Source organism: Paraburkholderia sp. 35.1, from assembly GCF_050436525.1.
Classification (GTDB): Bacteria; Pseudomonadota; Gammaproteobacteria; order Burkholderiales; family Burkholderiaceae; genus Paraburkholderia; species Paraburkholderia tuberum.
The window spans coordinates 1,110,452-1,133,205 of the sequence record NZ_JBNDMJ010000002.1 but is presented as its reverse complement, the minus strand read 5'-3'; the positions used below and the strand labels follow the sequence as shown (position 1 = coordinate 1,133,205).

At 64.9% G+C, this 22,754-nt stretch carries 22 protein-coding genes and 1 pseudogene; 10 read left to right on the top strand and 13 right to left on the bottom strand.

All coding sequences use genetic code 11. From position 1 onward, the window contains the following. Positions 1–28 precede the first annotated feature (28 nt). Positions 29–3,514 (bottom strand): DUF2126 domain-containing protein, encoded by a 3,486-nt coding sequence (locus OKW27_RS11145; protein ID WP_429333494.1) that lies wholly within the window; start codon positions 3,512–3,514, stop codon positions 29–31. 325 nt (positions 3,515–3,839) lie between these two features. On the opposite strand from OKW27_RS11145, the gene OKW27_RS11140 reads away from it, so the two are divergent. After that, positions 3,840–4,940 carry a zinc-binding metallopeptidase family protein gene (locus tag OKW27_RS11140; protein WP_090810223.1) on the top strand — a complete coding sequence of 367 codons (1,101 nt, stop codon included), beginning with the start codon at positions 3,840–3,842 and terminating at the stop codon, positions 4,938–4,940. A gap of 118 nt (positions 4,941–5,058) precedes the next feature. Here OKW27_RS11140 and OKW27_RS11135 read toward each other — a convergent pair whose 3' ends face one another. The 3 genes from OKW27_RS11135 to OKW27_RS11125 form a co-directional block, all read right to left on the bottom strand. Beyond that, a complete protein-coding gene (locus OKW27_RS11135; RefSeq protein WP_429333493.1) occupies positions 5,059–6,360 on the bottom strand; it encodes a DUF3443 domain-containing protein in 1,302 nt (433 codons plus the stop codon). A gap of 11 nt (positions 6,361–6,371) precedes the next feature. Next, positions 6,372–6,821, bottom strand: coding sequence for a DUF2844 domain-containing protein (locus tag OKW27_RS11130; protein WP_429334582.1), 450 nt, complete (start codon positions 6,819–6,821; stop codon positions 6,372–6,374). Positions 6,822–8,018: 1,197 nt separating this feature from the next. Then, a complete protein-coding gene (locus OKW27_RS11125) occupies positions 8,019–8,444 on the bottom strand; it encodes a phasin family protein (protein WP_184025089.1) in 426 nt (141 codons plus the stop codon). A 244-nt stretch (positions 8,445–8,688) separates the two neighbouring features. Here OKW27_RS11125 and OKW27_RS11120 point away from each other — a divergent pair, with 244 nt between their 5' ends. Beyond that, a complete protein-coding gene (locus OKW27_RS11120; protein ID WP_429333492.1) occupies positions 8,689–9,039 on the top strand; it encodes a hypothetical protein in 351 nt (116 codons plus the stop codon). Between the two features lie 482 nt (positions 9,040–9,521). Here OKW27_RS11120 and OKW27_RS11115 read toward each other — a convergent pair whose 3' ends face one another. After that, positions 9,522–9,752: a hypothetical protein gene (locus tag OKW27_RS11115; protein ID WP_429334642.1), complete on the bottom strand. Its 231-nt coding sequence runs from the start codon at positions 9,750–9,752 to the stop codon at positions 9,522–9,524. Here OKW27_RS11115 and OKW27_RS11110 point away from each other — a divergent pair. Beyond that, entirely contained in the window at positions 9,676–10,416 is a 741-nt protein-coding gene (locus OKW27_RS11110) for a DUF4410 domain-containing protein (protein ID WP_429334581.1), read from the top strand. The genes OKW27_RS11115 and OKW27_RS11110 overlap by 77 nt on opposite strands. 111 nt (positions 10,417–10,527) lie before the next feature. Here OKW27_RS11110 and OKW27_RS11105 read toward each other — a convergent pair whose 3' ends face one another. Further along, positions 10,528–10,959: a response regulator gene (locus OKW27_RS11105; RefSeq protein WP_429333491.1), complete on the bottom strand. Its 432-nt coding sequence runs from the start codon at positions 10,957–10,959 to the stop codon at positions 10,528–10,530. Between OKW27_RS11105 and OKW27_RS11100 the strand changes: the two genes are divergently transcribed. Further along, positions 10,877–11,965: a TonB-dependent receptor gene (locus tag OKW27_RS11100; protein ID WP_429333490.1), complete on the top strand. Its 1,089-nt coding sequence runs from the start codon at positions 10,877–10,879 to the stop codon at positions 11,963–11,965. The genes OKW27_RS11105 and OKW27_RS11100 overlap by 83 nt on opposite strands. Before the next feature lie 126 nt (positions 11,966–12,091). Here OKW27_RS11100 and OKW27_RS11095 read toward each other — a convergent pair whose 3' ends face one another. The 3 genes from OKW27_RS11095 to OKW27_RS11085 form a co-directional block, all read right to left on the bottom strand. Further along, on the bottom strand, positions 12,092–12,229 hold the full coding sequence (locus OKW27_RS11095; RefSeq protein ID WP_167368721.1) for a hypothetical protein: 138 nt from the start codon (positions 12,227–12,229) through the stop codon (positions 12,092–12,094). Between the two features lie 55 nt (positions 12,230–12,284). Next, positions 12,285–12,782: a universal stress protein gene (locus OKW27_RS11090; protein WP_187614167.1), complete on the bottom strand. Its 498-nt coding sequence runs from the start codon at positions 12,780–12,782 to the stop codon at positions 12,285–12,287. A 553-nt stretch (positions 12,783–13,335) separates the two neighbouring features. Continuing rightward, positions 13,336–13,653, bottom strand: a complete 318-nt coding sequence (locus tag OKW27_RS11085; RefSeq protein WP_090807209.1) for a DUF1840 domain-containing protein — start codon at positions 13,651–13,653, stop codon at positions 13,336–13,338. Between the two features lie 156 nt (positions 13,654–13,809). Here OKW27_RS11085 and OKW27_RS11080 point away from each other — a divergent pair, with 156 nt between their 5' ends. From OKW27_RS11080 to OKW27_RS11065, 4 genes and pseudogenes are all read left to right on the top strand, one after another. After that, positions 13,810–14,148 carry a hypothetical protein gene (locus OKW27_RS11080; protein ID WP_429333489.1) on the top strand — a complete coding sequence of 113 codons (339 nt, stop codon included), beginning with the start codon at positions 13,810–13,812 and terminating at the stop codon, positions 14,146–14,148. Positions 14,149–14,180: 32 nt separating this feature from the next. Then, a pseudogene (locus OKW27_RS11075) lies at positions 14,181–14,448 on the top strand (CBS domain-containing protein); the annotation flags it as partial. Positions 14,449–14,565: 117 nt separating this feature from the next. After that, a complete protein-coding gene (locus tag OKW27_RS11070) occupies positions 14,566–14,982 on the top strand; it encodes a MarR family winged helix-turn-helix transcriptional regulator (RefSeq protein WP_090807212.1) in 417 nt (138 codons plus the stop codon). 2 nt (positions 14,983–14,984) lie between these two features. Then, the gene (locus OKW27_RS11065; protein WP_429333488.1) at positions 14,985–16,784 is read left to right on the top strand and encodes a chloride channel protein; all 1,800 of its coding nucleotides are present in this window, start codon (positions 14,985–14,987) and stop codon (positions 16,782–16,784) included. 77 nt (positions 16,785–16,861) lie between these two features. On the opposite strand, the gene OKW27_RS11060 is transcribed toward OKW27_RS11065, so the two are convergent. Together OKW27_RS11060 and OKW27_RS11055 are read right to left on the bottom strand one after the other, a co-directional pair. Next, positions 16,862–17,173, bottom strand: a complete 312-nt coding sequence (locus OKW27_RS11060; RefSeq protein WP_260330386.1) for a hypothetical protein — start codon at positions 17,171–17,173, stop codon at positions 16,862–16,864. 215 nt (positions 17,174–17,388) lie between these two features. Further along, positions 17,389–18,291 (bottom strand): glutamate/aspartate ABC transporter substrate-binding protein, encoded by a 903-nt coding sequence (locus tag OKW27_RS11055; RefSeq protein ID WP_090807219.1) that lies wholly within the window; start codon positions 18,289–18,291, stop codon positions 17,389–17,391. 258 nt (positions 18,292–18,549) lie between these two features. Between OKW27_RS11055 and OKW27_RS11050 the strand changes: the two genes are divergently transcribed. Next, the gene (locus OKW27_RS11050; RefSeq protein ID WP_184007090.1) at positions 18,550–19,173 is read left to right on the top strand and encodes a LysE family translocator; all 624 of its coding nucleotides are present in this window, start codon (positions 18,550–18,552) and stop codon (positions 19,171–19,173) included. A gap of 23 nt (positions 19,174–19,196) precedes the next feature. Here the strand turns inward: OKW27_RS11050 and OKW27_RS11045 are convergent, their stop codons facing one another. Further along, positions 19,197–20,612, bottom strand: coding sequence for a PLP-dependent aminotransferase family protein (locus tag OKW27_RS11045; protein WP_429333487.1), 1,416 nt, complete (start codon positions 20,610–20,612; stop codon positions 19,197–19,199). A 186-nt stretch (positions 20,613–20,798) separates the two neighbouring features. Between OKW27_RS11045 and OKW27_RS11040 the strand changes: the two genes are divergently transcribed. Next, complete coding sequence (locus tag OKW27_RS11040) at positions 20,799–22,127, top strand: aspartate aminotransferase family protein (RefSeq protein WP_429333486.1); 1,329 nt, start codon at positions 20,799–20,801, stop codon at positions 22,125–22,127. Between the two features lie 100 nt (positions 22,128–22,227). On the opposite strand, the gene OKW27_RS11035 is transcribed toward OKW27_RS11040, so the two are convergent. Further along, a complete protein-coding gene (locus tag OKW27_RS11035) occupies positions 22,228–22,752 on the bottom strand; it encodes a DUF6496 domain-containing protein (RefSeq protein WP_090807227.1) in 525 nt (174 codons plus the stop codon). Between the last annotated feature and the right edge of the window lie 2 nt (positions 22,753–22,754).

Below are 22,754 nucleotides of genomic sequence, written 5' to 3'. Positions count from 1 at the left end.
GTCGTCTGATGTCAGTGATGCGTGTTTTTCAACTGTGGCGCAGATCGAGTGTGAACGGAAACTCGAGGCTGCGCTGCGGCGTGCCCACGGCGAGCGGCCCCGGCGTATGACCCGACGCGAAGAAACGCGAGCGTCGCCGGCTTTCCGCCTCGTAGGCGTTGACCGGGAAGGTCTGATAGGTGCGCCCGCCCGGATGAGCGACATGATACTGGCATCCGCCGAGCGAGCGGCCGCTCCATGTGTCGACGAGGTCGAACGTGAGCGGCGCGTGTACGCCGATCGTCGGATGCAGCGCCGACGACTGCGACCACGCGCGAAAACGCACGCCGGCCACGTACTCGCTGACGCGGCCGGTCGGCTGCAAAGGCACCGGCACGCCGTTGACGCTCAGCACGTGACGATTGCCGTTCAACCCGAGCGCGCGCACCTCGAGCCGCTCGACCGACGAATCGACATAGCGCACCGTGCCGCCGCTGGCGCCCTCCTCGCCCATCACGTGCCATGGTTCGAGCGCATTGCGGATCGTCAGGTCGATACCGCTCAGCGTCATCTCGCCGACGAGCGGGAAGCGGAATTCGAAGTGCGGCGCGAACCACGCGCTTTCGAAGGCGAAGCCGGCTTCGCCGAGCTCGGCGAGCACGTCGTCGAAATCCATCTTCACGAAGGTGCCGAGCAGGAAGCGATCGTGCAACTCGGTGCCCCAGCGGGTAAGCCGCTGCGTGTACGGCATGCGCCAGAATCGCGCGACCAGTGCGCGCAGCAGCAGTTGCTGCACGAGACTCATGCGCGCGTGCGGCGGCATCTCGAAGCCGCGCAGCTCCAGCAGGCCGAGGCGGCCGGTCGGGCCGTCGGGCGAATACAGCTTGTCGATGCAGAACTCGGCGCGGTGCGTGTTGCCGGTCACGTCGATCAGGATGTTGCGCAGCGCGCGGTCGATCATCCACGGCGGCAGGTTGCCGCTGTCGCGGCCGCCGAGCAGATCGACCTGGCGTTGCAGTTCGGAGAACGCGATCTCGAGTTCGTAGACCTGATCGTTGCGCGCTTCGTCGACGCGCGGTGCCTGGCTCGTCGGTCCGATGAACAGCCCCGAGAACAGATACGACAGCGACGGATGGTTGTGCCAGTACGCGATCAGGCTCGCGAGCAGATCGGGCCGGCGCAGGAACGGGCTGTCGGCCGGCGTCGCGCCGCCGAGCACGAAGTGATTGCCGCCGCCGGTGCCAGTATGGCGCCCGTCGAGCATGAACTTCTCGCTGCTCAGATAGCTGTGCGCGGCCGACTGATAAAGGTACTCGGTGTGATCGACGAGCTCGTCCCAGTTCGCGGCCGGATGAATGTTGACTTCGATCACGCCGGGGTCCGGTGTCACCTGCAGCACTTTCAGACGCGGATCGCGCGGCGGCGGATAGCCTTCGAGCACGATCTGCATCTTCAGCTCCGCGGCCGTCGCTTCGACTGCGGCGAGCAGGTCGAGATAGTCGTCGAGATCGGTCAGCGGCGGCATGAATACGTGCAGCAGCGTACGGCCGCTGCCGAACGAATCGGCTTCGGCTTCCGGGCCGGCCGCGCGTTTCGGGTCGCGCGCCTCGACGCACACCGCGGTGCGCAGCGTGTCCTTCGACGATTCGCCAAGCGCGGGCAGCGATTCGTCATGGCGCTGCGGCGCATACGCGAGCACGCCGCCGTGCGGCATGCCGCTCAGCAGATCGGCCGCCGGCAGCGACAGCGCGGCCGCCTGCCGCGCGCTGGTCTGTTCCTCGGTGATCTGCCGGCCCTCGCGCCCGCCTTCGTACTGCACGCGCAACTGCGCGGCCGTGCGCAGCGGCTGCGGGGGTGCAAACGGATCGTGCGCGTGCTGATACGGATAGTCGGTCTTCGACACCCACGGCAGCGATTCGAGCGGCAGCCGGTAGCCCATCGGCGAATCGCCGGGAATCAGATACATGCGGTCGTCGCGGAAGAACCAGCGGCCCGTGATCCACGTCGGCGTGATGCCCGGCGCGCCGCGCTCGCGGCCGAGCGGCAGCACGTAGCCTGACGGACTCGCGAGCCCCGCGTCGAACACGCGCCGCAGTCGCACGCGTTCGAGCTCGTCGTCGAGCCGCGCGTCGAACGGATCGACGTTCACCGGCAGGCGGCGCTCGCGCCACAGGTAGTACCAGGTGTCTTCGTAGCCGGGCTGGATGCAGTCGGGGTCGAGCGACAGCTTCGCGGCCAGATGCGCGATGAAGCGTTGCGCGTCGGCGGCCGTGTAGCGGCCCGGCTCGCGTTCGTCGGCGAACAGGGCCGGGTTGTGCCAGCACGGCTCGCCGTCGGCGCGCCAGTACAGCGACATCGCCCAGCGCGGCAGTTGCTCGCCCGGATACCACTTGCCCTGGCCGATATGCAGGAAGCCGTTCGCGCCGTAGCGGTCGCGCAGCCGGTCCACCAGCGCGACCGCGTAGCCGCGCTTGGTGGGTCCAAGCGCGTCGGTGTTCCATTCGGCGGCGTCGCGATCGCGCACCGATACGAAGGTCGGCTCGCCGCCCATCGTCAGTCGCACGTCCATGTCGGCGAGTTCGTAGTCGACCCGCGCGCCCATCTTCAGCACGTCGTGCCACGCGGCTTCGCTATACGGCTTCGTGACGCGCGGCGACTCGAGCACGCGTTCGATCGACATCGTGTGTCCGAACTCGACCTCGCTTTCGTCGACCGCGCCCGAGATCGGCGCCGCGCTGCCCGGCTCCGGCGTGCACGCGACCGGTATGTGCCCTTCCCCCGCGAACAGCCCCGAGGTCGGATCGAGCCCGATCCAGCCCGCCCCTGGCAGGTAGACTTCGCACCACGCGTGCAGGTCGGTGAAGTCGACCTCGGTGCCGCTCGGGCCGTCGATCGATCTGACGTCGGGCGCGAGCTGCAGCAGATAGCCCGACACGAAGCGCGCCGCGAAGCCGAGCTGCCGCAGCGTCTCGACGAGCAGCCAGCCCGAATCGCGGCACGAGCCCGCCGCATTGGTCAAGGTTTCCTCCGGCGTCTGCACGCCCGGCTCCATCCGGATCAGGTAGCGGATCTCGCGTTGCAGCCGCTGGTTCAGCGCCACCAGGAAGTTCGCGGTGCCGGCCGGCGTGCGGTCGATGCTCGCGACGAACTCGGCGAAGCGCGGCGTCATCGGCCGCTTCACGCGGTAGGGCGCGAGTTCGGCCGCCAGCTCCGGCGCGTAGTCGAATGGAAATTGCTCGGCCGACGGTTCGAGAAAGAAGTCGAACGGGTTGTAGACGGCCATTTCGGCGACCAGATCGACGCTCACCTTGAACTCACGGGTCTGCTCGGGAAACACGAGCCGCGCCTGATAGTTGGCGAACGCGTCCTGCTGCCAGTTGATGAAGTGCCTCGCGGGTTCGACGCGCATCGAGTACGACAGGATCGGCGTACGACAATGCGGCGCGGGCCGCAGCCGCACGACCTGGGGTGACAGCGTGACCAGCCTGTCGTAGCGGTAATGGGTAACGTGATGCAACGCGACGCGTATGGACACTCCGGACTCCTCGACGAAGGGGGGCAGCCCGCCAAAAAAGCAAGCTCTATGCCGTTGCTGGATAAACCCGTATGAATCGTTTGGTGTTGTCTGAACTGCGTTTGCGTTGCGTACCTCGCGCCCTGCCGCGGGCTCGCCTCGGACCGTGCACCAAAGCGGCGCAGCGCCGATGCACGATCATGACCGTACTGTGCGTTAAAGCGGTGACGTCTTGCAATCGCGGCATGAAGATTGCGACCGGCTTTCGTCCGCTATCGCGTTGATGATGCCGCTTACCATGGCTCATCATCGCAAACGACATAGCACCGATCACGAGGCCCGCCCGATGAAAACCTTCCACTGCAATCGCTGCGCGCACCTCGTGTTCTACGAGAACGTCCGCTGCGAGCGCTGCGAGTCGCTGCTCGGCTATCTGCCTGAACTGCGGGAAATCAGCGCGTTCGGGGACGCCGGCGACGGCCGCTGGCGCAGCCTGCATCCCGAGGCGAATGGCGCGCTGTTCCGACAATGCCACAACTACGCGGTCGAAAACGTCTGCAACTGGATGATCCCAGCCGATTCGCCCGACACGCTGTGCTACGCCTGCCAGTTGACCCGCACGATTCCGAACCTGAGCGAACCGGAAAACCGGCTCTACTGGTACCGGCTCGAAGTCGCGAAGCGGCGTCTGCTGTACACGCTGGGCGAGCTTGGCCTCGACGTGCGATCGCGCGACGCGGACCCCGAGCGCGGTCTCGCCTTCGAGTTTCTCGCCGACGGCGGCGCCGGCAAGCCCGTGATGACCGGTCACGACAACGGGCTGATCACGCTGAACATCGCCGAGGCCGACGACGCGCATCGCGAGAAAGTGCGCACCGCGATGGGCGAGCCGTACCGCACGCTGCTCGGCCACTTCCGCCACGAGACGGGCCACTACTTTTTCCGCCACCTGATCGAAACCGAGCCGCGCTGGCTCGAACCGTTTCGCAAGCTGTTCGGCGACGAGCAGGCCGACTACGGCGAAGCGCTGGACGCCTACTACCGCGACGGCGCGCCGGCCGACTGGCAGGCGTCGTACATCAGCGCTTACGCGACGATGCATCCCTGGGAAGACTGGGCGGAGACATGGGCGCACTATCTGCTGATCGTCGACGTGCTCGACACGTCGACGTCTTACGGCCTCGCGCTGCTGCCCGACGATCCGAGCGAGCCGACGCTGACCGACCGCACGCCGGTCGAGGACGCGAGCTTCGGCAATCTGATGAAGCGCTGGTTTCCGCTCACCTATGCGCTGAACAGTCTGAATCGCAGTCTCGGCATGCCCGACGGCTATCCGTTCACGCTCGCCGCGCCGGTGGTCGACAAGTTGCGCTTTGTGCATCGCGTGATCGCGGCAGCGGGTGACAAGCGCGACAAGCGGGGCGACCGCGAGCCAACAAGCGCATAAAAAAGCCCGCCGCCGGACCAGCCGGCAGCGGGCGCATATGACGCTCATCATCGAGCCGCGAGCAACCGGCTACACGCGCTCGGCTCGCCACTTCAATACGCGACTTCAGTACGCCACTTCAGTACGCCACATAAGGCCCCGTCCCACCCGGCGTCGACTGCTGCTCGATCGCCGCATAGACATTGCGACCGTAGAAGAACGGCAGCCCCCAGTCGAACACCGTCGACGTGACGAATGCCGGGCCCGCGAGCAGCGGCAATGCCGAGTCGCCGCTATCAGTCTGCGCGATCGACATCGCATTGCCGACGCTGAACGTCACCGCGCTCGTCGCGCCATTCACGCCTTCGATCATCGCGCTCAACTGCTGCGTCGAGCTCGGGCAGTAATAAGCGCTGTTCGGGCTCGCGCAGGCCGGCATCAAGGTGGTCTGGAAGAAGAGTCCCGTCGAGCCGCTGTCCATAATGCTGCGCGTATACGTGGTGCCGTTCTGCACCGTCGTGAACGTGCCGTTCGATGGGCTCACACCGACCACCTGCGCCCCGCCGAGCGCATTGTTGCTCTGCGTGCCGATGCCGAACACGAGTTGCCCCGACACCGATGGCGCGCCGCCCGACACAGTCGGCAGACTGAGCATCGAGCCGTTGTTGTCGGTCGCGAAGTATGGCACCGGATTGGCGACCTGGTACGTCTGCGCGAGCGGTATCGACGTGCAGCTGGTGCCGCCGCAACCATAGTAGGTCGCGGGGATCGCCTGCTGCACGCAGTTCGCGCCGCAGTCGTGCTTGAACACGCCGATGCCGAGAATGCCGTTCGCCTGCAAGGCGGCCGGCGTATTGCGCGCCGCGCCGACGGCCGCGCAATCGCCCGGCAGCGACGCGTAGCCCGGATCGATCACCTGGATCGGCAGCGCAGCGGCTTTTTCGCCCGCGATCTGCACATCGGCGAGCTTCACCGCGCCCCACGTGTAGCCGTCGAAGAACTGCATGCATTCGGCAACCAGGTTGCCCGAGCCGTCCTGCTGCTGCGGCAGGCTCATCGACGCGGGCAATTGGGACGCGAACACGCGCACGCCCCACGAGCCGGTATCGACGAGCACGTGATCGATCGTCTGGCAGTTGCTGGTGCCGGGCGCGCAGATCGTGACGCTGACGAACGGCATGTTCGGCACGTTGCTGACGCCCGAGTCGACCGTCACGCGCACCGCGTTGGCGGCCAGCACCTGCGGCGACGGCGACGTGTTGGTCACGGTCGAACCCGACGAGCTGGTCGAGCTGCCCGAACCGTTCGAGTTGCTGGAGGTGCTCGAATTGCCCGTGGTGCTCGCGCTGCCGCCCCCGCCGCCGCACGCGCTCAACAGCAGCGCCAGAACCACGACGGGCGCCGCACCCAGCAGAGTCATCCACGAAGACCTGGATCGCATGATTCGCTCCGTTATTGAATAACGCTGACGTCGACGCCCGCGGGCACCGCCTGCGGCAGATAGGCGTAGCCGGTGAACGCGCGCAGATGGCCGCTCGAGAACACCACGAGGTCACTGTTCGAGACCGCGAGCGGCGCGCCGCGCCGCGCCGCGCTGGCGGCCACGTAGGCATCGAAGGACGCGCCGAGCGTCGCCTTCAGATCGGGCAGCGTCGGGCCGTCCCACGCGACGCCGAACACGATGCCGTTGCCCGCCACGTATTCGCGCACCTGGGTGCCGGACGGCAGCGTCAGCACATGCACCGAATACGCGCCCTGTGCGCTGGCCGCGCGAGCAACCGCATGCAGGCGCGTCCGATCGCCGTCGACGGTGCTGGCGTTATGGCCGAGCGTCGCGTGCGCGCCGAACGGCAACGCGCAGCTTGCCCCGAGCATTGCGCAGGCAATGCGGGTGAGAAGCATCGGTTTCAAGAAATTTCCTTCGAGGTGAAACGCCGCGACCTGCATCTAGCCGATCACAAACGCGAGACTAGGGGCGCACACCTGACCGGCAAAGCCGGTTGCCTTCACGCCGGTTGGGCTGCGTGAATGCGTCTACGGAAAGGCGAGGCGAAACTTTAGTCAGGGGAATGGCGCGCGGCATCGTTTGCGGCGCGATTGAAACTGTTCGGAGTTGTTGAATCGATCGACCGGGTTTGATCAGCGTGGGCAAAAGCCTTTTGGCGACAATGCTTTGACGCTTATTCGGTTTCCGTCTGACATTTAGAACTGACCGACTGCGGAAATTGCGGCCGCCACGCGTAAAAGTTGCGAACGTGAGCAGCGCTTGTTCATCGATGTAAGCGTCTGCCGAATAACGAGCGGGCGGAGTCCGCATTCCTCTGACTACATGAGACTTGCAACGCGAATTCCGACGGGATCGGGTAGGAGGCGGGGTTGCCCCCGCCGTCCTCCCACAACACCGGACGTACGGATCACGTATCCGGCGTTTCCTGACGACTGGATTGCTCCAGCGAGCTTCGTTTCGTTCGTCGTGTCGCCTGTCGTTCAATGGACACCCCAACCTCTCTCAGGCTTCCGGCCGTCAAGTTTGATCGCAGGCTCCCGGCTGTGCCGAGACTTGTGCCCAAACGCTCAGAGAGCACGCGTGACTATCCACTCTCGTCAGGTTCGGCCCTTCACTGCTCCGGTTCCGAGCCGCTACTATGGCCTCTGCTGACTCCCGCCAGCCCATCCCGGCACCTTGCGATGCCAGTAGCACAAGGCAGACTGACGGGGCTCCCAGGGTAATGCGCGCGACCTTCCTGCTTATGCCTGTCGGATCTACGTCGTGGCGTTCCGTGCAAGTATTGGGCTTTACAGATCTTGGACTGCTCACCCCGCCACACCGCCTGATATCCGCTTCCTGTTCGTCAGGCCAGCATTTTGCCTGCGGCTTCCTTCAGATTCCGCCTTACGACGGACACCCTTGCCGTTCAGCTAGCACTTCCCCTTGCCGGGTGTGCAGAGGACTTTCACCCCCAAGTCATCCGGCTCGCCACCACAGCGGGTCGGACAGCGCCAGTCACGGCGCTACGCGCCATGCCTGGCGCACCAAAAAAAAAGCGGAGGGCCTGGCGGCCCTCCGCGTCATAGATCGTCCGGAACTCGCGGCGTGCGCTACTTCTTCTGTTGCTGAAGAAGCGACTTCAACTCCTGCACGTTCTCCTCGACGCGTTTCGCGATCACCCCATACGACTCCGCCTGGGTCTGATACGCGGCTTGTGCGAGCTGTTGCATGTCGGCGAGCGATTTGTGCAGGCTCTGCTGGATCAGCTCCGCGGTTTTGCTCGACGGCGCGGTGCCGGCCGCCGTGAGCTGCACAGTCAGCGCCTGTAGCTCGCCCAGCGTGGTGCGCAGCATGTCGGCCTGTTTCTGCGCGAGCGACTGCATCCCCTGGAATGCTGTCTGATTCGCCTGAACCAGCGCTTCCATGTCCTTTCGGCGCGCTTCCATGATGGCGGGCACGTCGAATCCGGGGAGCTTGAACTGCTCCAGCATTTTGGTTAGATCGCCAAACGGATTGGCTGCATCGGGTCGGTCCATGCGAAATCCTCCTTGCGGTTGAAAACTCATCGCCTCTGCGTCGCCCGCACCAGGCGCGACGCCGATGCCGGCGGCTGCGTGCGCCGCGCGTGCCGCCACAGCAAGCTGCTTTTGGGGTCGCACGGCACATCGGAGCAATCATGCGCTATCCGGCTGGGTTGCGCCAGCGGACTCACCCTGGCGAAAACCGGTTCACGGCAACGTGCGTCGCTTCGGGGTCTGCGCCGCAGAGCCGCGCGCCGCTATGCACGACGGCGGCCCGCGCGGCGACGGGCCGCCGGGGCATGGTCCGATGATGGGTCATCCGAGCCCAGCTTTCGCGGTGATCAATGATCTTGAACAACTGCGCCGTCTGTACGCGCTAAACGGTCATGAAGGCGAGATCGTCGCCGTCTACCGCGACGTGCTGAACAAGACCCAGGACCCGATGCTGCGTCACTACGTGTACGACTCGCTCGCGCGCGAGCAGCTGAAGCCCGCCAATCCCGAGCAGGCGATCGCGACGCTACGCACGAGTCCCGCCGAAGATCTCGTGGCGGCGAACAAGGCGCCGCATGGCACGCCGCCGGGTCAGCCAGCGGCACAACCGCAATAAATTCTCATCGCGAATTGCGAATAAAGCGCCGCGCCACATGGCGCTTTATCTTTGCGCCGGAGCATGCGAGCGCGTTCGAGCGACCGCTCCATCGCCGCATCTCGCCGATGGGTGGAAGCGCTCCTGCCGCCCCGCCCCGCGCGGCTTTCCGCGGCTACGTTGCCTGTCCCACATTGGCGCTTCACTGATGCTTTTCATCTTCCGTCAGGTGATTACGATAGGAGCTCCGCAACGTCAGGGCAGGGTGAAGGAATGCGCTATCCGCTGGACATGGCCATTGCCGCCGCCCTGCTAGTTTTCGTCCTGTGCTGCATCGTCAAGCTCGCTTTGAGCTGATCGGCGGCTCGACGTCCGCGCGCTCTTCTTCGTTTCGCCGTGACATCGCTCGAAATAATTGTTGAATGGAGTTCGGCGAGCCGCTCACCCATACTTCGTTCGCTGCCGGTGCGTGACGAATCACAGACGCATGAGATCGAAAGGCTTCACGTGCGAATCCCTTCGCCGATGATCGACGATCCCACGGTTGCCCGATCATCGGCGACGGACTCGAACAGACTGGCACCGCGTGCCGACCACAGGATCATCATGTTGACTTCAGTGAACTTCATCAAAAAGAACGCCGCCCGTTTCACCTGCATGGCATTCGTGTGCGGCGGCGCGCTGCTGAGCGGCTGCGCCGGCGCCAGCGTGACGAATCTGAGCGCGACGAGCACGTCCGCGACGGCCGACGCAGGCACGCAATCGACGATGCATCCGGACACGATCTACGTCTACACGTTCGATGCCGATCCGCAGCAGGTCAAGCTCGACAACGGCGGCATGCTGCAAAAACTGAAGACGCAGATGTCGGGCTCGTCGGACGCGCAGAAGCAGGTTGCCGATGCCGCCCAGGTGCGCGAGCAGGTCGCCGACGAGATCGTCCATCAGCTGCAGGCGATGGGTCTGCACGCGGTGCGCACCGACGCGCCGGTGCCCGCCGGCCAGAACGTGCTGCTCGTGCAGGGCAGCTTCGAGACGATCGACGCCGGCAATCGCCGCCGCCGCACGCTGATCGGCTTGGGCGCGGGCAAGAGCGAGGTGAGCAGCGCGGTGCGGATCGTCTACCAGCCCGCGGACGGCACGCCGCATGTCGTGCAGAGCTTCACGGCCAACGCGGACAGCGGCAAGATGCCCGGCATGGTCGAAACCGCCGGGGTCGGCGCGGCGGCCGGCACCGTCGCGACCGCGGCAGCGGCCGGCGCGGGCCTGCACGGCGTGACCGAAACGAAGCGCGCGGGCGTGTCGGACGATGCAAAGCGCCTCGCCGATGCAGTCGCGAAACAGATCGCGCAGTTCGGCGTGCAAGCCGGCTGGATGCAGACCGCGCGAAAGAGCTGAGCGGTTGAGCGCGGCGGGTTGCGGGTCCGACTAAAGAGCGCGGTTGAAAAGCGCGGCGGTGTGGAGCGATGTCCACGCCGCCGCGTTTTTTTATCGACGCGCGCCCCCTCGCTAGCCGCGCCACAACCCTCGCAGCAGTGCGAGCAGCGTGGCCGGCGCCGTGCCCTTCTGGCAATAACCGTCGAAGTTGTGGCGCTCGCGGCCGGTTTGCCTCACGTGGTCCTCGTCCAGCGACGTAAACGCGACGATGCCGAGACTGTGCGTCGGCAGATAGCGGCGCAGCGCGCTCGCCGTTTCGTAGCCGTCGCGCTCCGGCATCATGATGTCGAGCACGACGACGTCGGGCACCCAGTTGCGCACGCAGTGCAGCGCCGCGGTGCAGCCGGTCGCGGCGCGCGCCTCGACACCCTCGTAGGAAAGCCAGGTGGCAAGCGCTTCGGCGGCGTTCTCGTTGTCGTCGATGACGAGCACGCGCGGCACGCCGTGCAATAGCTGGACCTCTCGGGCGCTCCACCTCTGGCAGGTAGTCGGATTTCGTGGCATGTATGGCGGCCTGCGAGTAAACCTTTGGGTGGGTAGCAAGCGCTGTACCGCGGCTGCAGCGGCGTCAAACCCCGCGCGTCGCGGCCGTTCGACCTCATCGAAAACATCCACTTTTGCCATCAGTTCTCCCACCACGGTGATCCGCAGCGTGTCCGCGTCCGACACGCTCGGCTTCCTGCATGACCGGGTGCTGTTCACGGTCGGTGCGCGTCGCCAGGAGATCGCGACGGCCAACTACGACAACACGGGCATCGGCAGCGGCAACTACAGCGACGGCATCACGACGCCGCTGTTCGGCCTCGTTCTGCGCCCGACGCAGAACGTGTCGATCTTCGCGAACCGCAGCGAAGCGCTGGCCGCGGGCAGCATCGCGCCGGCGAGCACGCTGAACTACGGTCAACAACTGGCGCCGGTCCGCACGAAGCAGTGGGAAGTGGGTCTCAAGTACGACACCGAAAGGCTCGGTGCGTCGTTTGCCGCTTTCCAGATCGAACAGCCGTCGGCGTTCACCGACCCGGCCACGCATATCTATGGCCTGAACGGCAACGAACGCCATCGCGGTCTCGAAGCCGAAGTGCATGGCGAGCCGCTCAAGGGCCTGCGTCTGCTGGCCGGCGCTTCGCTGATGGACGCGACGCTCGAGAACACACAAGGCGGAACCTACGACGGCAACCGTCCGGTGGGCGTGCCGACTTTCCTGTTCAACCTGGGCGCCGATTACGACATTCCGATGGTGCCGGGGCTCGCGGTCAACGCGCGCTGGATCCATACCGGCGCGCAGGAAGCGAACGCGGCCAACACGCTGTCGATCCCGTCGTGGAACCGCTTCGACCTGGGGGCGCGTTACGAGACGTCCATCTACGGCAAGAGGACGACGTTGCGCGCCACCGTGCAGAACGTGACGAACAAGGCGTACTGGTCAGCCGTGTCGGCCTACGGCGCGACGACGTACCTGACCCAGGGCGCACCGCGTACGTTCCTGTTGTCGGTCAGCACCGACTTCTGATTGTCTGACGTGATGTCGGTCGCCTGTGCCAGCGGTTTGCATGCATGACTAAAACGCTGCCAGGCTTTCGGGCTGGCAGCGTTTTAGTGTTTCCGCGCGAACTGAACGGCGTGGCGCCGCCCCTCGTCACTCGACCGGCGGCTCGCCTTCGGGTTTTTTCTTCGGCCGCTGCGCATCGGCGGCGCGCTGCGGCAGCTTGCTCTTTTCGTTATCGCTGTGCCTGACGGGCTGAGGATGATTGAACTGTTCGTCGACGTCTTTCATGGTGTGCCTCCGTGCCAACGCAACACAACTCAACACACAACACACAAAACAACGCTCATGAATGTTCGGCGGACCGCGCGGTCTCGCCCGTGCCTGCGGCTGCGGCCGGCGCATCGGTTGCCGCGCCCATCGTGACCAGTACGCTGCACGTCACGCGATCGAGCAGCAGCCCGTCGTGCCGGCCACCCCACCATCGCGCGAGTCCGTGACTGCGACGATGACCGACGACGACCAGATCGGCCTTCAGATCGTTAGCGAAAAACGGTATCTCATCGAGTGGTTCGCCGATCGCGAGATGACCGGTCGCGCGAATTCCGCGTGCCGCGAGCTTCCGTAAGCCCTCGTCGAGCAGCGTTTTGGCGGATTCGTTGATGAAATCGACCGGCACCGCGGCCGTAATGTCCGCGCCCTGCATCCACGCCGTATTGTTGAGCACGGAAAGCAGGTGCACTTCAGCGTTCAGGTCTTGCGCGAGAGCGGCACCGTCCTTCAACGCGTGTTGTCCTTCGCGAGTTCCGTCGTAGCAGAGAAGAATGCGCTTGAAGCTCGACATGAGAACCTCCTTGCGCCGTGCGGCACGTGATCAATTAATTATATGTCAGTTCGTGATATATACCGCGCGACACCGATGCACGCAAATACCTACAGAAACGCCGTCAAACAGACACTATTCGCCAGTTTCGGCGGCCACCGAATCCCTGCCCTGAAATAGCGGTTGCTTGGCGCCGCCGGTCAGGAACACCGCGCTATGACTCAGGCCACAAAAAGAAAACATGAGCACCGTTTGCCGCGGGGTCGACGGGCAAACCATAGCCATGCGACCGAGCGGTCCATGCCTCGTGCGGCGAACCGTTCGGCCATCTCACGAGCAGCACCGCTCCGCTGGACAACTGGTCGACAACGGTGCCGCCATACACGCCGATCACACTGCTTCGCACCCCCGTGCCGCACGATGCGGCGCAAGAGCCGCACACCGGCTGCGGGTATCGGCCGGTCTGCTGCGCGGGTGAGAACGCATAGGCAAGCGGAACGGCGCAAACCGAAATAAGGACGATTGCGAAACGTCGACACGACGCAAGTTGTTTCATCGCGATTCCCTCGACGAACTACAGCCCCCAGATGATGTCCGCGTCCGAGGCGCGCGCCGCACGCATCATGTCCAGAAACGGCCACGCGCGCTGCGACAGCCGGTTGCGCGACTCGCGTTGATTACTGGTTGAGCAGTGCAATGCTTCGAGGGTCGTTTCCGCGGCCGCGTCTTCGGTGATGGCGGTTTCGAGCCGATCGATCGCGCGGGGCAGCTCGTCGCGGCTGATAACGCCCCGCGCGCCGAGCCGCTTGCCGATCAGACCAAGCAGATATTGTGCGAGATCCCTGAGCATGACGACATCCGGCGACGCCGTCGATTGAAATGTGATCATCATGATGGCTCCTTTATCGGTCTATCAGGCAACGGCCAACCAGTCCTCTCAATCCGTCTGCTCTCATTTTATATCACGACGTGACAAAAAAGAACGCGCCGAGGGGTGATTTAAGGGCCATGCTGAAGCACGTCGGCTGTGTTCTCGACTGTCTGCGAGATGCGACAGATTCCGCGCGCCGCGCGGGGGGCGGAGAACTTTTATATCATATTGACATATAATCATGACCAGACTGTATTCGCCTTGCCAGGTTTTCCCGGTAATGTCGGGCCCGGCATCATCGACTACTTTCTGCTCCTATCTTGTCCCGCTCTCCTTGCTCTCGGCTGGCTTGCCAGCTTTCTCCCTGCACCGCTCACCGTGAAATGGCACGAGCGTGCGCGTTCGTGCCTCGGCGCGCTTCTCGGCATCGCGTTCACCGGCGGTCTGATGTATCTGCTGCTCGGACCTGTCGCGAATATTCCGCGAAGACGTCAAAGCCGTGCTCGGGCGCCGTGACGAACTGCTCGACATCGACACCGGCGCTCGGTCCGATCCTCAACTACTTCGATGGCTGGCTGCGCGGCGATGCGCTTCGCACGTCGGACGTCGGACGTCGGCAGCGTGATGACCACCGACGTCTGCACCGTCGCCGCCACCGATCCGATCACGGAACGGGTGCCGATGTTCGCGAACTTCGGCCATCACCACATCCCGGTGCTCGATCGCGCGGGCCGCGTGGTCGGCATGATCACGCAGGTGGACCTGATCTCCGGCCTGTATCGGCAAACCGCCACCCGAGCCCGCGAGGCGGCCTGATTTTCAACTAAAAGACCGAGGAGACCTGCCGCGCGATGCCGTTGCGACGGCCGCAATTCGCCCAAGTACATCATGACGTGATATATTTTCGGTTTTCTTCACATTGGCGGATTTGCCATGAAAGTACGGACTCGCAAGCTCGTTAAGAGCGATTTCGAGCAGTTGTCGCAGTTTCGCTATCAGATGCGGCGCTTCGAGCGCTTCTCCGAGCAGGCCGCGCAAAGCGAGGGCATCACGCCGTTGCAATACCTGTTGTTGCTGCACATCAAGGGCTATCCGGAGCGCGACTGGGCGACCGTCGGCGAACTCGCGGAGCGTCTGCAGGCGCAACATCACGGCGTCGTCGCGCTGGTATCGCGCTGCGAGGCACTGAATCTCGTGCGCCGCCAGGTCAGCGAGACCGATCGCCGCCAGGTTGAAGTACACCTCGAAAGAGCGGGAGAACGGGTACTCGAACGGCTTGCGGAACTGCATCGCGCCGAATTGAGATCGCTCGAAGGCTCCTTCCAGGTTCCACGGATCGACCTCGACTAACCATGAGCATGGATTCCCATAAACGCGACTTCGCGGCGAATGCACGGCTGCCCGGCATCTTCGCGCTCGCCGCAGGCATCGGCTTCGTCAGCACGATTGCCGCCTTTGTTCTGCTGAACCTGATTCGCCTGTTCACCAATCTGTTTTTCTTCGGCACGCTGTCGTTCGTCGACCGCTCGCCCGCCATCAATACGCTTGGCATTTGGGTGATCGGCGTGCCGGTGATCGGTGGTTTGATCGTCGGGCTGATGGCGCGCTTCGGCTCCGAAAAGATTCGCGGCCACGGCATTCCCGAGGCGATCGAGGCGATCCTGTTCGGCAAGAGCAAGATGTCGCCGAAAGTGGCGGTGCTCAAGCCGTTGTCGTCGGGCATCGTGATCGGCAGCGGCGGGCCGTTCGGCGCGGAAGGCCCGATCATCATGACCGGCGGCGCGCTCGGCTCGCTGATCGCGCAGTGCGTGAAGGTCACGTCGGCGGAACGCAAGACGCTGCTCGTAGCGGGCGCGGCGGCCGGCATGACCGCGGTGTTCGGCACGCCGCTCGCGGCCGTGCTGCTCGCGATCGAACTGCTGCTGTTCGAATGGCGGCCGCGCAGCTTCCTGCCAGTCGCGGTGGCGTGCGCGGTCGCTGGCTTCGCCCGCGTGATTTTCTTCGGTACAGGTCCGCTGTTTCCGCTACAGACTGCCGCGCCCGATGGCTGGTCGCTGCTGTCGTGCGCGGTCGCGGGCGGGTTGTCGGGCGCGCTGGCGTCCGGCCTGTCCGCCTCGCTCTACAAGGTGGAAGACCTGTTCGGCAAGCTGCCGATCCACTGGATGTGGTGGCCAGCGCTCGGCGGCATCGTCGTCGGTATCGGCGGCTGGCTCGAACCGCGCGCGCTCGGCGTCGGTTACGACGTGATCGGCGATCTGCTGCATCAGCACATTGCGGTGCAGGTCGCCCTTTTGCTGCTCGCCGTGAAGGCGGTGATGTGGGTCATCGCGCTCGGCTCGGGCACGTCGGGCGGTGTGCTCGCACCGCTCCTGATGCTCGGTGCCGGACTCGGCACGGTGCTCGCGCATTGGCTCCCGGGCAGCGAACCGGCGCTGTGGCCGCTCGTCTGCATGGCCGCGACGCTTGGTGCCACGCTCGGCGCGCCGCTGACGGCCATCGTGTTAGCGTTCGGCCTCACGCACGACGCCAACGCGCTGTTGCCGCTACTGACGGCAACGCTGATCGCGCACGGCTTCTCCACGGTCGTGATGCGGCGCTCGATCATGACCGAGAAAATCGCGCGACGCGGCTATCACATCTATCGCGAGTACGGCGTCGATCCGCTCGAGCGCCACTATGTCGACGAAGTGATGACCGCCTCGGTCGAATCGGTCGATGCCGCCACGACGGTCGGCGCAACGCTGCAGACGCTGTTCGGCGCGAACCAGCTGCGCCGCGCGTATCCGGTGGTGCGCGACGGCGCGGTGATCGGCATGGCCGACCGCATGTTGCTCGAACGCTTCTGCGCCGAGGACACGGAACGCAAGCGCGCGATGACGCTCGCCGACGTGTTCGCGCAACACAACACCGCGTTTGCCTTGTCATCCGAAACCTGCCGGCTGGTGGCGACGCGGCTCGCCGTGCTGGGGCTCGAACGCCTGCCGGTGGTCGCCGATCGCAACAGCATGCGTCTGATGGGGATCCTGTCGCGCAGCGATCTGGTCAAGCCGTCGCTCGCGCACTTCGAAGAAGAACACAAACGGGAACGGTTCCGTCGTATCGGGCCGTCGCTCAGCAAGCGGCGCTTCGCGCCGGTTCGCGCCGGTTCGTAAAGCCAGCTAAAAAGACCGCAGCAAAAATCAAAGGCCGAGACCCGTTAGGGCCTCGGCCTTTTTATTCGCGCACGGAGCTATTTGCCCGCGCCACGCGACTCGACGCAACCCAGCACGAGCGTGTCGCCCGATTTCGCGCCGGGACCCAGCGCCGCCGTGTGGAAGTCCGCGTGGTCGCAATGCCATTCGGCGTGGAAGTCGCGTGGGCATGCCATTGTCGTGCCGCCTTTGTGCAGGCCGGGCAGCGCGTAATCGCAAGTTTCCCGTCCGTTGCAATGACGCTCGAGCTCACGAGTCAGGTTGCCGCGCGGCGCGCCGCAATTCTCGCCATAGGTGCCCGATACGATCGTAATCGCGCGCATTTGTGCGTCGGCGTTTGCGGACACCATGAATACGCCGCTTGCCAACGCCAGCGCAGCACGAAGAATTCCACTGGGGAAAATCCGTCCGCGCCGCGAAGATTCCATCGGCCTCTTCACTTTGCACCTCCGTTCCCGCTATAGGCGACGTTCAACCGAAACGCGCCGCCTATAGCCAGGTATAGAGGAAAGAGCAAAAGACTGCCACTAGAAACCATTCCTACGCGCAATAGCGGCCAAAGCCGTTATTCGAGCGCCTTGTCGTTCGGCTGCGCGTACAGCTGTTTCAGCGAATCGCTCATCGGAAAGTCGAAGCTGATGTTCTTCGGCGGCACCGGCTTGATGAACCATCGGTCGTACATAGTGTGGATTTCCGGTCCTTTCATCACCTGTTCGAGCGTGTCGTCGACGAGCTTTCTGAACTCCGGATCGTCGCGGCGCAACATGAAGCCATACGCTTCCGACGATTGCGGCGTGCCGGTGATGATCCAGTCCGACGGCTTCGCGGTCAGCGTGCGCGTGCCGGCAAGCAACACGTCATCCATCATGTACGCGACGGCGCGGCCGCTTTCGAGCGTGAGACGCCCTTCGCCGTAATCTTTCGCGCTGATGATCTGCATGTTCATCTTCTTGTCCTCGTTCATCTTGCGCAGGATGCGCTCGGACGTCGTGCCCTGATTCGTCACGACCGTCTTGCCGGCGAGATCCGGAAAGTCCTTGATGCCCGAGTCCTTGCGCGTCAGAAGACGCGTCGTCGCGACGAAGAACGTGTCGGCGAACGCCACCTGGCTTTGGCGCGCCGCGAGATTGGTCGTCACGCCGCATTCGAGATCGACCGTGCCGTTCTGCACGAGCGGAATGCGATTCTGCGAGGTGACCGGGATGAAGCGCACCTTGAGGTCCGGACGCTTCGTTTTCGCCTTGACCGCATCGATGACCTTGTTGCACAGGTCCTGCGAAAAGCCGACCACCTCGTTGTTCGCGTCGACGTACGAGAACGGCACCGACGTCTCGCGATGGCCAATCGCGATCACGCCGCTTCGCTGGATCTTCGCGAGCGTGGACGTCGCGTCCTGCGCAAACGCGCCCGGACTCGCCAACGTTGCCGCCACGAGCATGGCAACAGTGGACCAATTCATCACTTTCATGGGTATCTCCAATCGTGCAGCAGGTTCCTGATGGATGGCGGGCTGCTGCGCCAGCCGTCTACATATGTTGCCATTAAAAAAATAAATGCAACATATGTTAACTACCGAGTGTTGAAACGCCGCGTGGCGACGCTTTCCGGCCAATCAAGTCATCATCGATCCGTACCGGACATCATTTTCAAAACCGTACAGGTACTGTACCGGCCCCTGTCGCTAGAATGAGCCTCACCGTTTTCTGTTGGCGACACCGGAGCCCCCATGTCTTTCGTCACTCTCAGCGCGCTGCCCGCCGGCATCCTGTTCGCGCTCGTCACCTCGATCACGCCCGGTCCGAACAACACGATGCTGCTCGCGTCGGGCGTCAATTTCGGCTTTCGCCGCACGCTGCCCCATCTGTCCGGCATCAGCGTCGGCGTGGTGCTGTTGATGTTGTCGGTCGGCATCGGCCTCGGCGAGGCGTTCGTGCATTTCCCCGTGCTGTATACGGTGCTCGAAGTCGTCAGCGTCGCTTATCTGCTGTATCTGGCGTGGAAAATCGGCACGTCGGGCGAACTGAAGCTCAGGAACGGAGAGCGTCGCCCGATGCGCTTTCACGAGGCGATCGCGTTTCAGTGGGTCAATCCGAAGGCGTGGATGATGGTGCTGACCGCCGCGACGACGATTCACCTGAGCAACAGCTTCGGCATGAACGCCGTCGCGATGGCTGCGGTGTTCTATGTGATCGGCTTTCCGTGCATCTGCGTGTGGGCCGGTTTCGGCACCGCGATGCGCGAGGTGCTGTCGAACCCGAAGCGGCTGCGCGTCTTCAACATCGCGATGGCGCTGCTGCTGGTCGCGTCGCTGTATCCGATCGCGCTGAAGCTGATCGGGCACGGCGGCTGAGCTTTCGACGCGCGCCGCCGCGTCTACCACGCCCCCTGCCCGACCCGCTCGATGAAGCGCCACAACGCGTCGTCGCTCGAATACGGCGCGTTGAAGCGGAACCACGCGCTCGGCGCGTCGTCGGGACGGAAGTAGGAGCCCGGTGCGAGCCAGATGCCGTGCGCGAGCGCGGCGGTCGCGACCTCGGCGGCGCGCTCCGCTTCGATCGGCAGACGCGCCAGCATGAAGAGTCCCGCGCGCGGCCGGTGAAACACCTCGAGCCCGAGCGCGTCCAGCCGTTCTTCGAGTGCCACGTGCGCGAGCTTGAGCCGTTCGTTGACCGTCTCGACGTGGCGCGCGTAACGCCCTTCCACCAGCACCTTGTCGACGATCCGCTCGATCGTTTCCGACGACGTCAGCCCCACCGCCATCTTCGTGCGCGCGAGTTCGCGCAGCACCGCCTGCTCCGCCACCACATAGCCGCAGCGCAGCGACGGCGTCACCGTCTTCGAAAAGCCGCCGACGTGCAACACGCGCTGCAAGCCTTCCATCGCCGCCAGTAGCGGCGCGCCGGCCGGCGCGAGTTCGCGGCTCACGTCGTCCTCGATCACCCAGATGCGCTCGCGCTCGGCGATCTGCAGCAAGCGGAACGCGGCCGACATACCGAAGGTCGCGCCGGTGGGATTCTGGAGCGTGGTGTTGACGAAGATCGCCTTCGGCTTGTGCCGCGCGACCAGCGTTGCGAGAACGTCCGTATCGACGCCGGCCGGCGTGCGCGGCACGCCATGCACGACCAGCCCGGCGAGCTTCAGGATCTGCAGCAGATTGCAGTAGCCGGGATCTTCGACGATCACCGCATCGCCCGCGCGCAGCAGCGTGCGCACGATCAGATCGAGCCCCTGCGTCGCGCCCTGCGTGAGCAGCACGTTCGCGACGTCGACGGGCAGCCCGCGCCGGTCGAGTTGTTCGGCGATGCGCTCGCGCAGCGGCGCGAAGCCGTACGGATGGCCATAGTCGCCGAGCCGCGCGGCCGGCACCCGGCTCAGCGCGCGCAGCGAGTGCTGCAGGCCGCTCTCGTTGGTCCATTCGCTCGGCAGCCAGCCGCAGCCCGCCTTGATCGGCACCGAGTGATCGGCGAACACGTCGGACAGCAGCCACGTCGCGGTCAGGCTCGGCGGCGTCCAGTCGGCGACGGCCGCCCGCGTGGACGACGAGCGCGCCGCAACCCTATAGCCGGAGCCGCGCCGCGCGACCACGAGCCCCATCGACACCAGGCGGTTGTACGCCTCGGTCACGGTGAAGGTGCTCAGCGCATGGCTTTGGGCAAGCTGCCGCACCGACGGCAGCAGTGCGCCCGCGCGCAGCGATTGCGAGTCGATCGCGCGCGCGAAGCTCTGCACGACCTGTTCGACGAGCGTCGGCGCCGCGCGCCGGTCGCGTTGAAGGTCCAGTTCGATCATGTTTCGGGCGAAAAACGAGGGGCAAAAAGACGGACCGCGGACCGCCCGCCTACCGGAACAGTTCGCGCGAATCCACCAGCACGGTTGACACTACACTTGGTCAACTGTTTATGCCGCCATTAAACCGCGAGGGCTACAGTTTGGCTACGCTTAAAGCCCCAACCGACACCACTTCGAGGAGATGCCATGACTTCGCGCCCCGTCATCGACGATCTGTCGTCCTTCTGGATGCCCTTCACCGCCAATCGCCAGTTCAAGGCCGCGCCGCGCCTGCTGGAATCGGCGAAGGGCATGTACTACCGCAGCACCGACGGGCGCGAGATTCTCGACGGTTGCGCCGGGCTGTGGTGCGTGAACGCCGGCCATGGCCGCGATGAAATCGTCGCCGCGATCACGCAGCAGCTGTCGACGCTCGACTTCGCGCCGACCTTCCAGATGGGCCACCCGCTTGCGTTCGAAGCGGCGAAGAAGGTTGCCGAGCTGATGCCGGAAGGGCTCGATCGCATCTTCTTCACGAACTCGGGCTCCGAATCGGTCGACACCGCGCTGAAAATCGCGCTCGCCTACCATCGCGCGCGCGGCGAAGGCCAGCGCACGCGGCTGATCGGCCGCGAGCGCGGCTATCACGGCGTCGGTTTCGGCGGGATTTCGGTCGGCGGTATCGCGCCGAATCGCAAGACGTTTTCGGGGGCGCTGTTGCCGGCGGTCGATCATCTGCCGCACACGCACAACCTCGAACACAACGCGTTCTCGAAGGGCCAGCCCGCATGGGGCGCGCATCTGGCCGAGGAGCTGGAGCGCATCGTCGCGCTGCACGACGCTTCGACGATCGCCGCGGTGATCGTCGAACCGGTGGCCGGCTCGACCGGCGTGCTGGTTCCGCCGCAAGGCTATCTGCAAAAGCTGCGCGAGATCTGCACGAAGCACGGCATCCTGCTGATCTTCGACGAGGTGATCACGGGTTTTGGCCGCCTCGGCAAGGCGACCGCGAGCGAACACTTCGGCGTCACGCCGGACCTGATCACGCTGGCGAAGGCGATCAACAACGCGTCGATTCCGATGGGCGCGGTCGCGGCGAGCCGCACGATCCACGACACGGTCGTGGGTAGCGGCGCGCCGGGCGCGATCGAGCTGTTCCACGGCTATACGTATTCGGCGCATCCGGCGGCTGCCGCGGCCGCGATCGCGACGCTCGATCTGTACCAGCGCGACCAGTTGTTCGAGCGCGCGGCCAGCCTCGCGCCGACGTTCGAAGCCGCCGCGCATGGGCTGCGCGGCGCGAAGCACGTGAAGGACGTGCGCAATCTCGGCCTCGTCGCGGGCATCGAGCTCGAATCGCGCGACGGAGCGCCGGGCGCGCGCGCCTACGAGGCGTTCGTCAAATGCTTCGAGGCAGGCGTGCTGATCCGTTTCACCGGCGACATCCTCGCGTTCTCCCCGCCGCTGATCATCGACGAAGAGCAGATCGCGCGGCTCTTCCGCACCGTTGGCGAGGTGCTGGCGACGGTGCAGTAAGAAGGCCCGCAAGCGCGCCACCAGGCGACGACGAAAGAGCGGCGGCACGCGCATGCGTGCGCCGCTCTTTTTTATTGCTGCCGCTTTGCGAGCCGCAAGCTCAGTGATGCGCGCGCGACGCCCGCGTTTGCGCGGCCTTTTTCGCGGCAGCGGAGCGTCCAGCCGCGCCCTTCGTCGCAGCAGCCTTTTTGGCTGCGGCCGAGCGGCTCGCGGCTGGCCGCTTGGCCGCCGCCGACTTCGCCTGCTTCGACATCGCCGCCGACGACGCCCCGGCCTTGCTCTCGCGCTTGAGCACGCTCTCCGACACACGCGAGCGTTTCGCGCTCGACTCCTTGCTCGCACTCTTCTTCGCGGCGCCTTCGTGCTTGCCCGCCGCGCTGTCCTTCTGCGCTTTCTTGCGGGTCGCCTCGCTCGTGGCGCCCTTCTTCGGCGGCTTTAGGTCGACGCCCGCGCGCCGCGCCTCGGACAGCCCGATCGCGATCGCCTGCTTCGGCGAGCGCACGCCGTGCTTGCCGGCGCGGACCTTGTCCACCTGTTCCTTGACGAACTCTCCCGCTTGAGTACTCGCTGATTTGCCGGCGCGTTTATCGGCCGCGGCACGCTTCAAGGTTTTCTGCTCTGGCATGA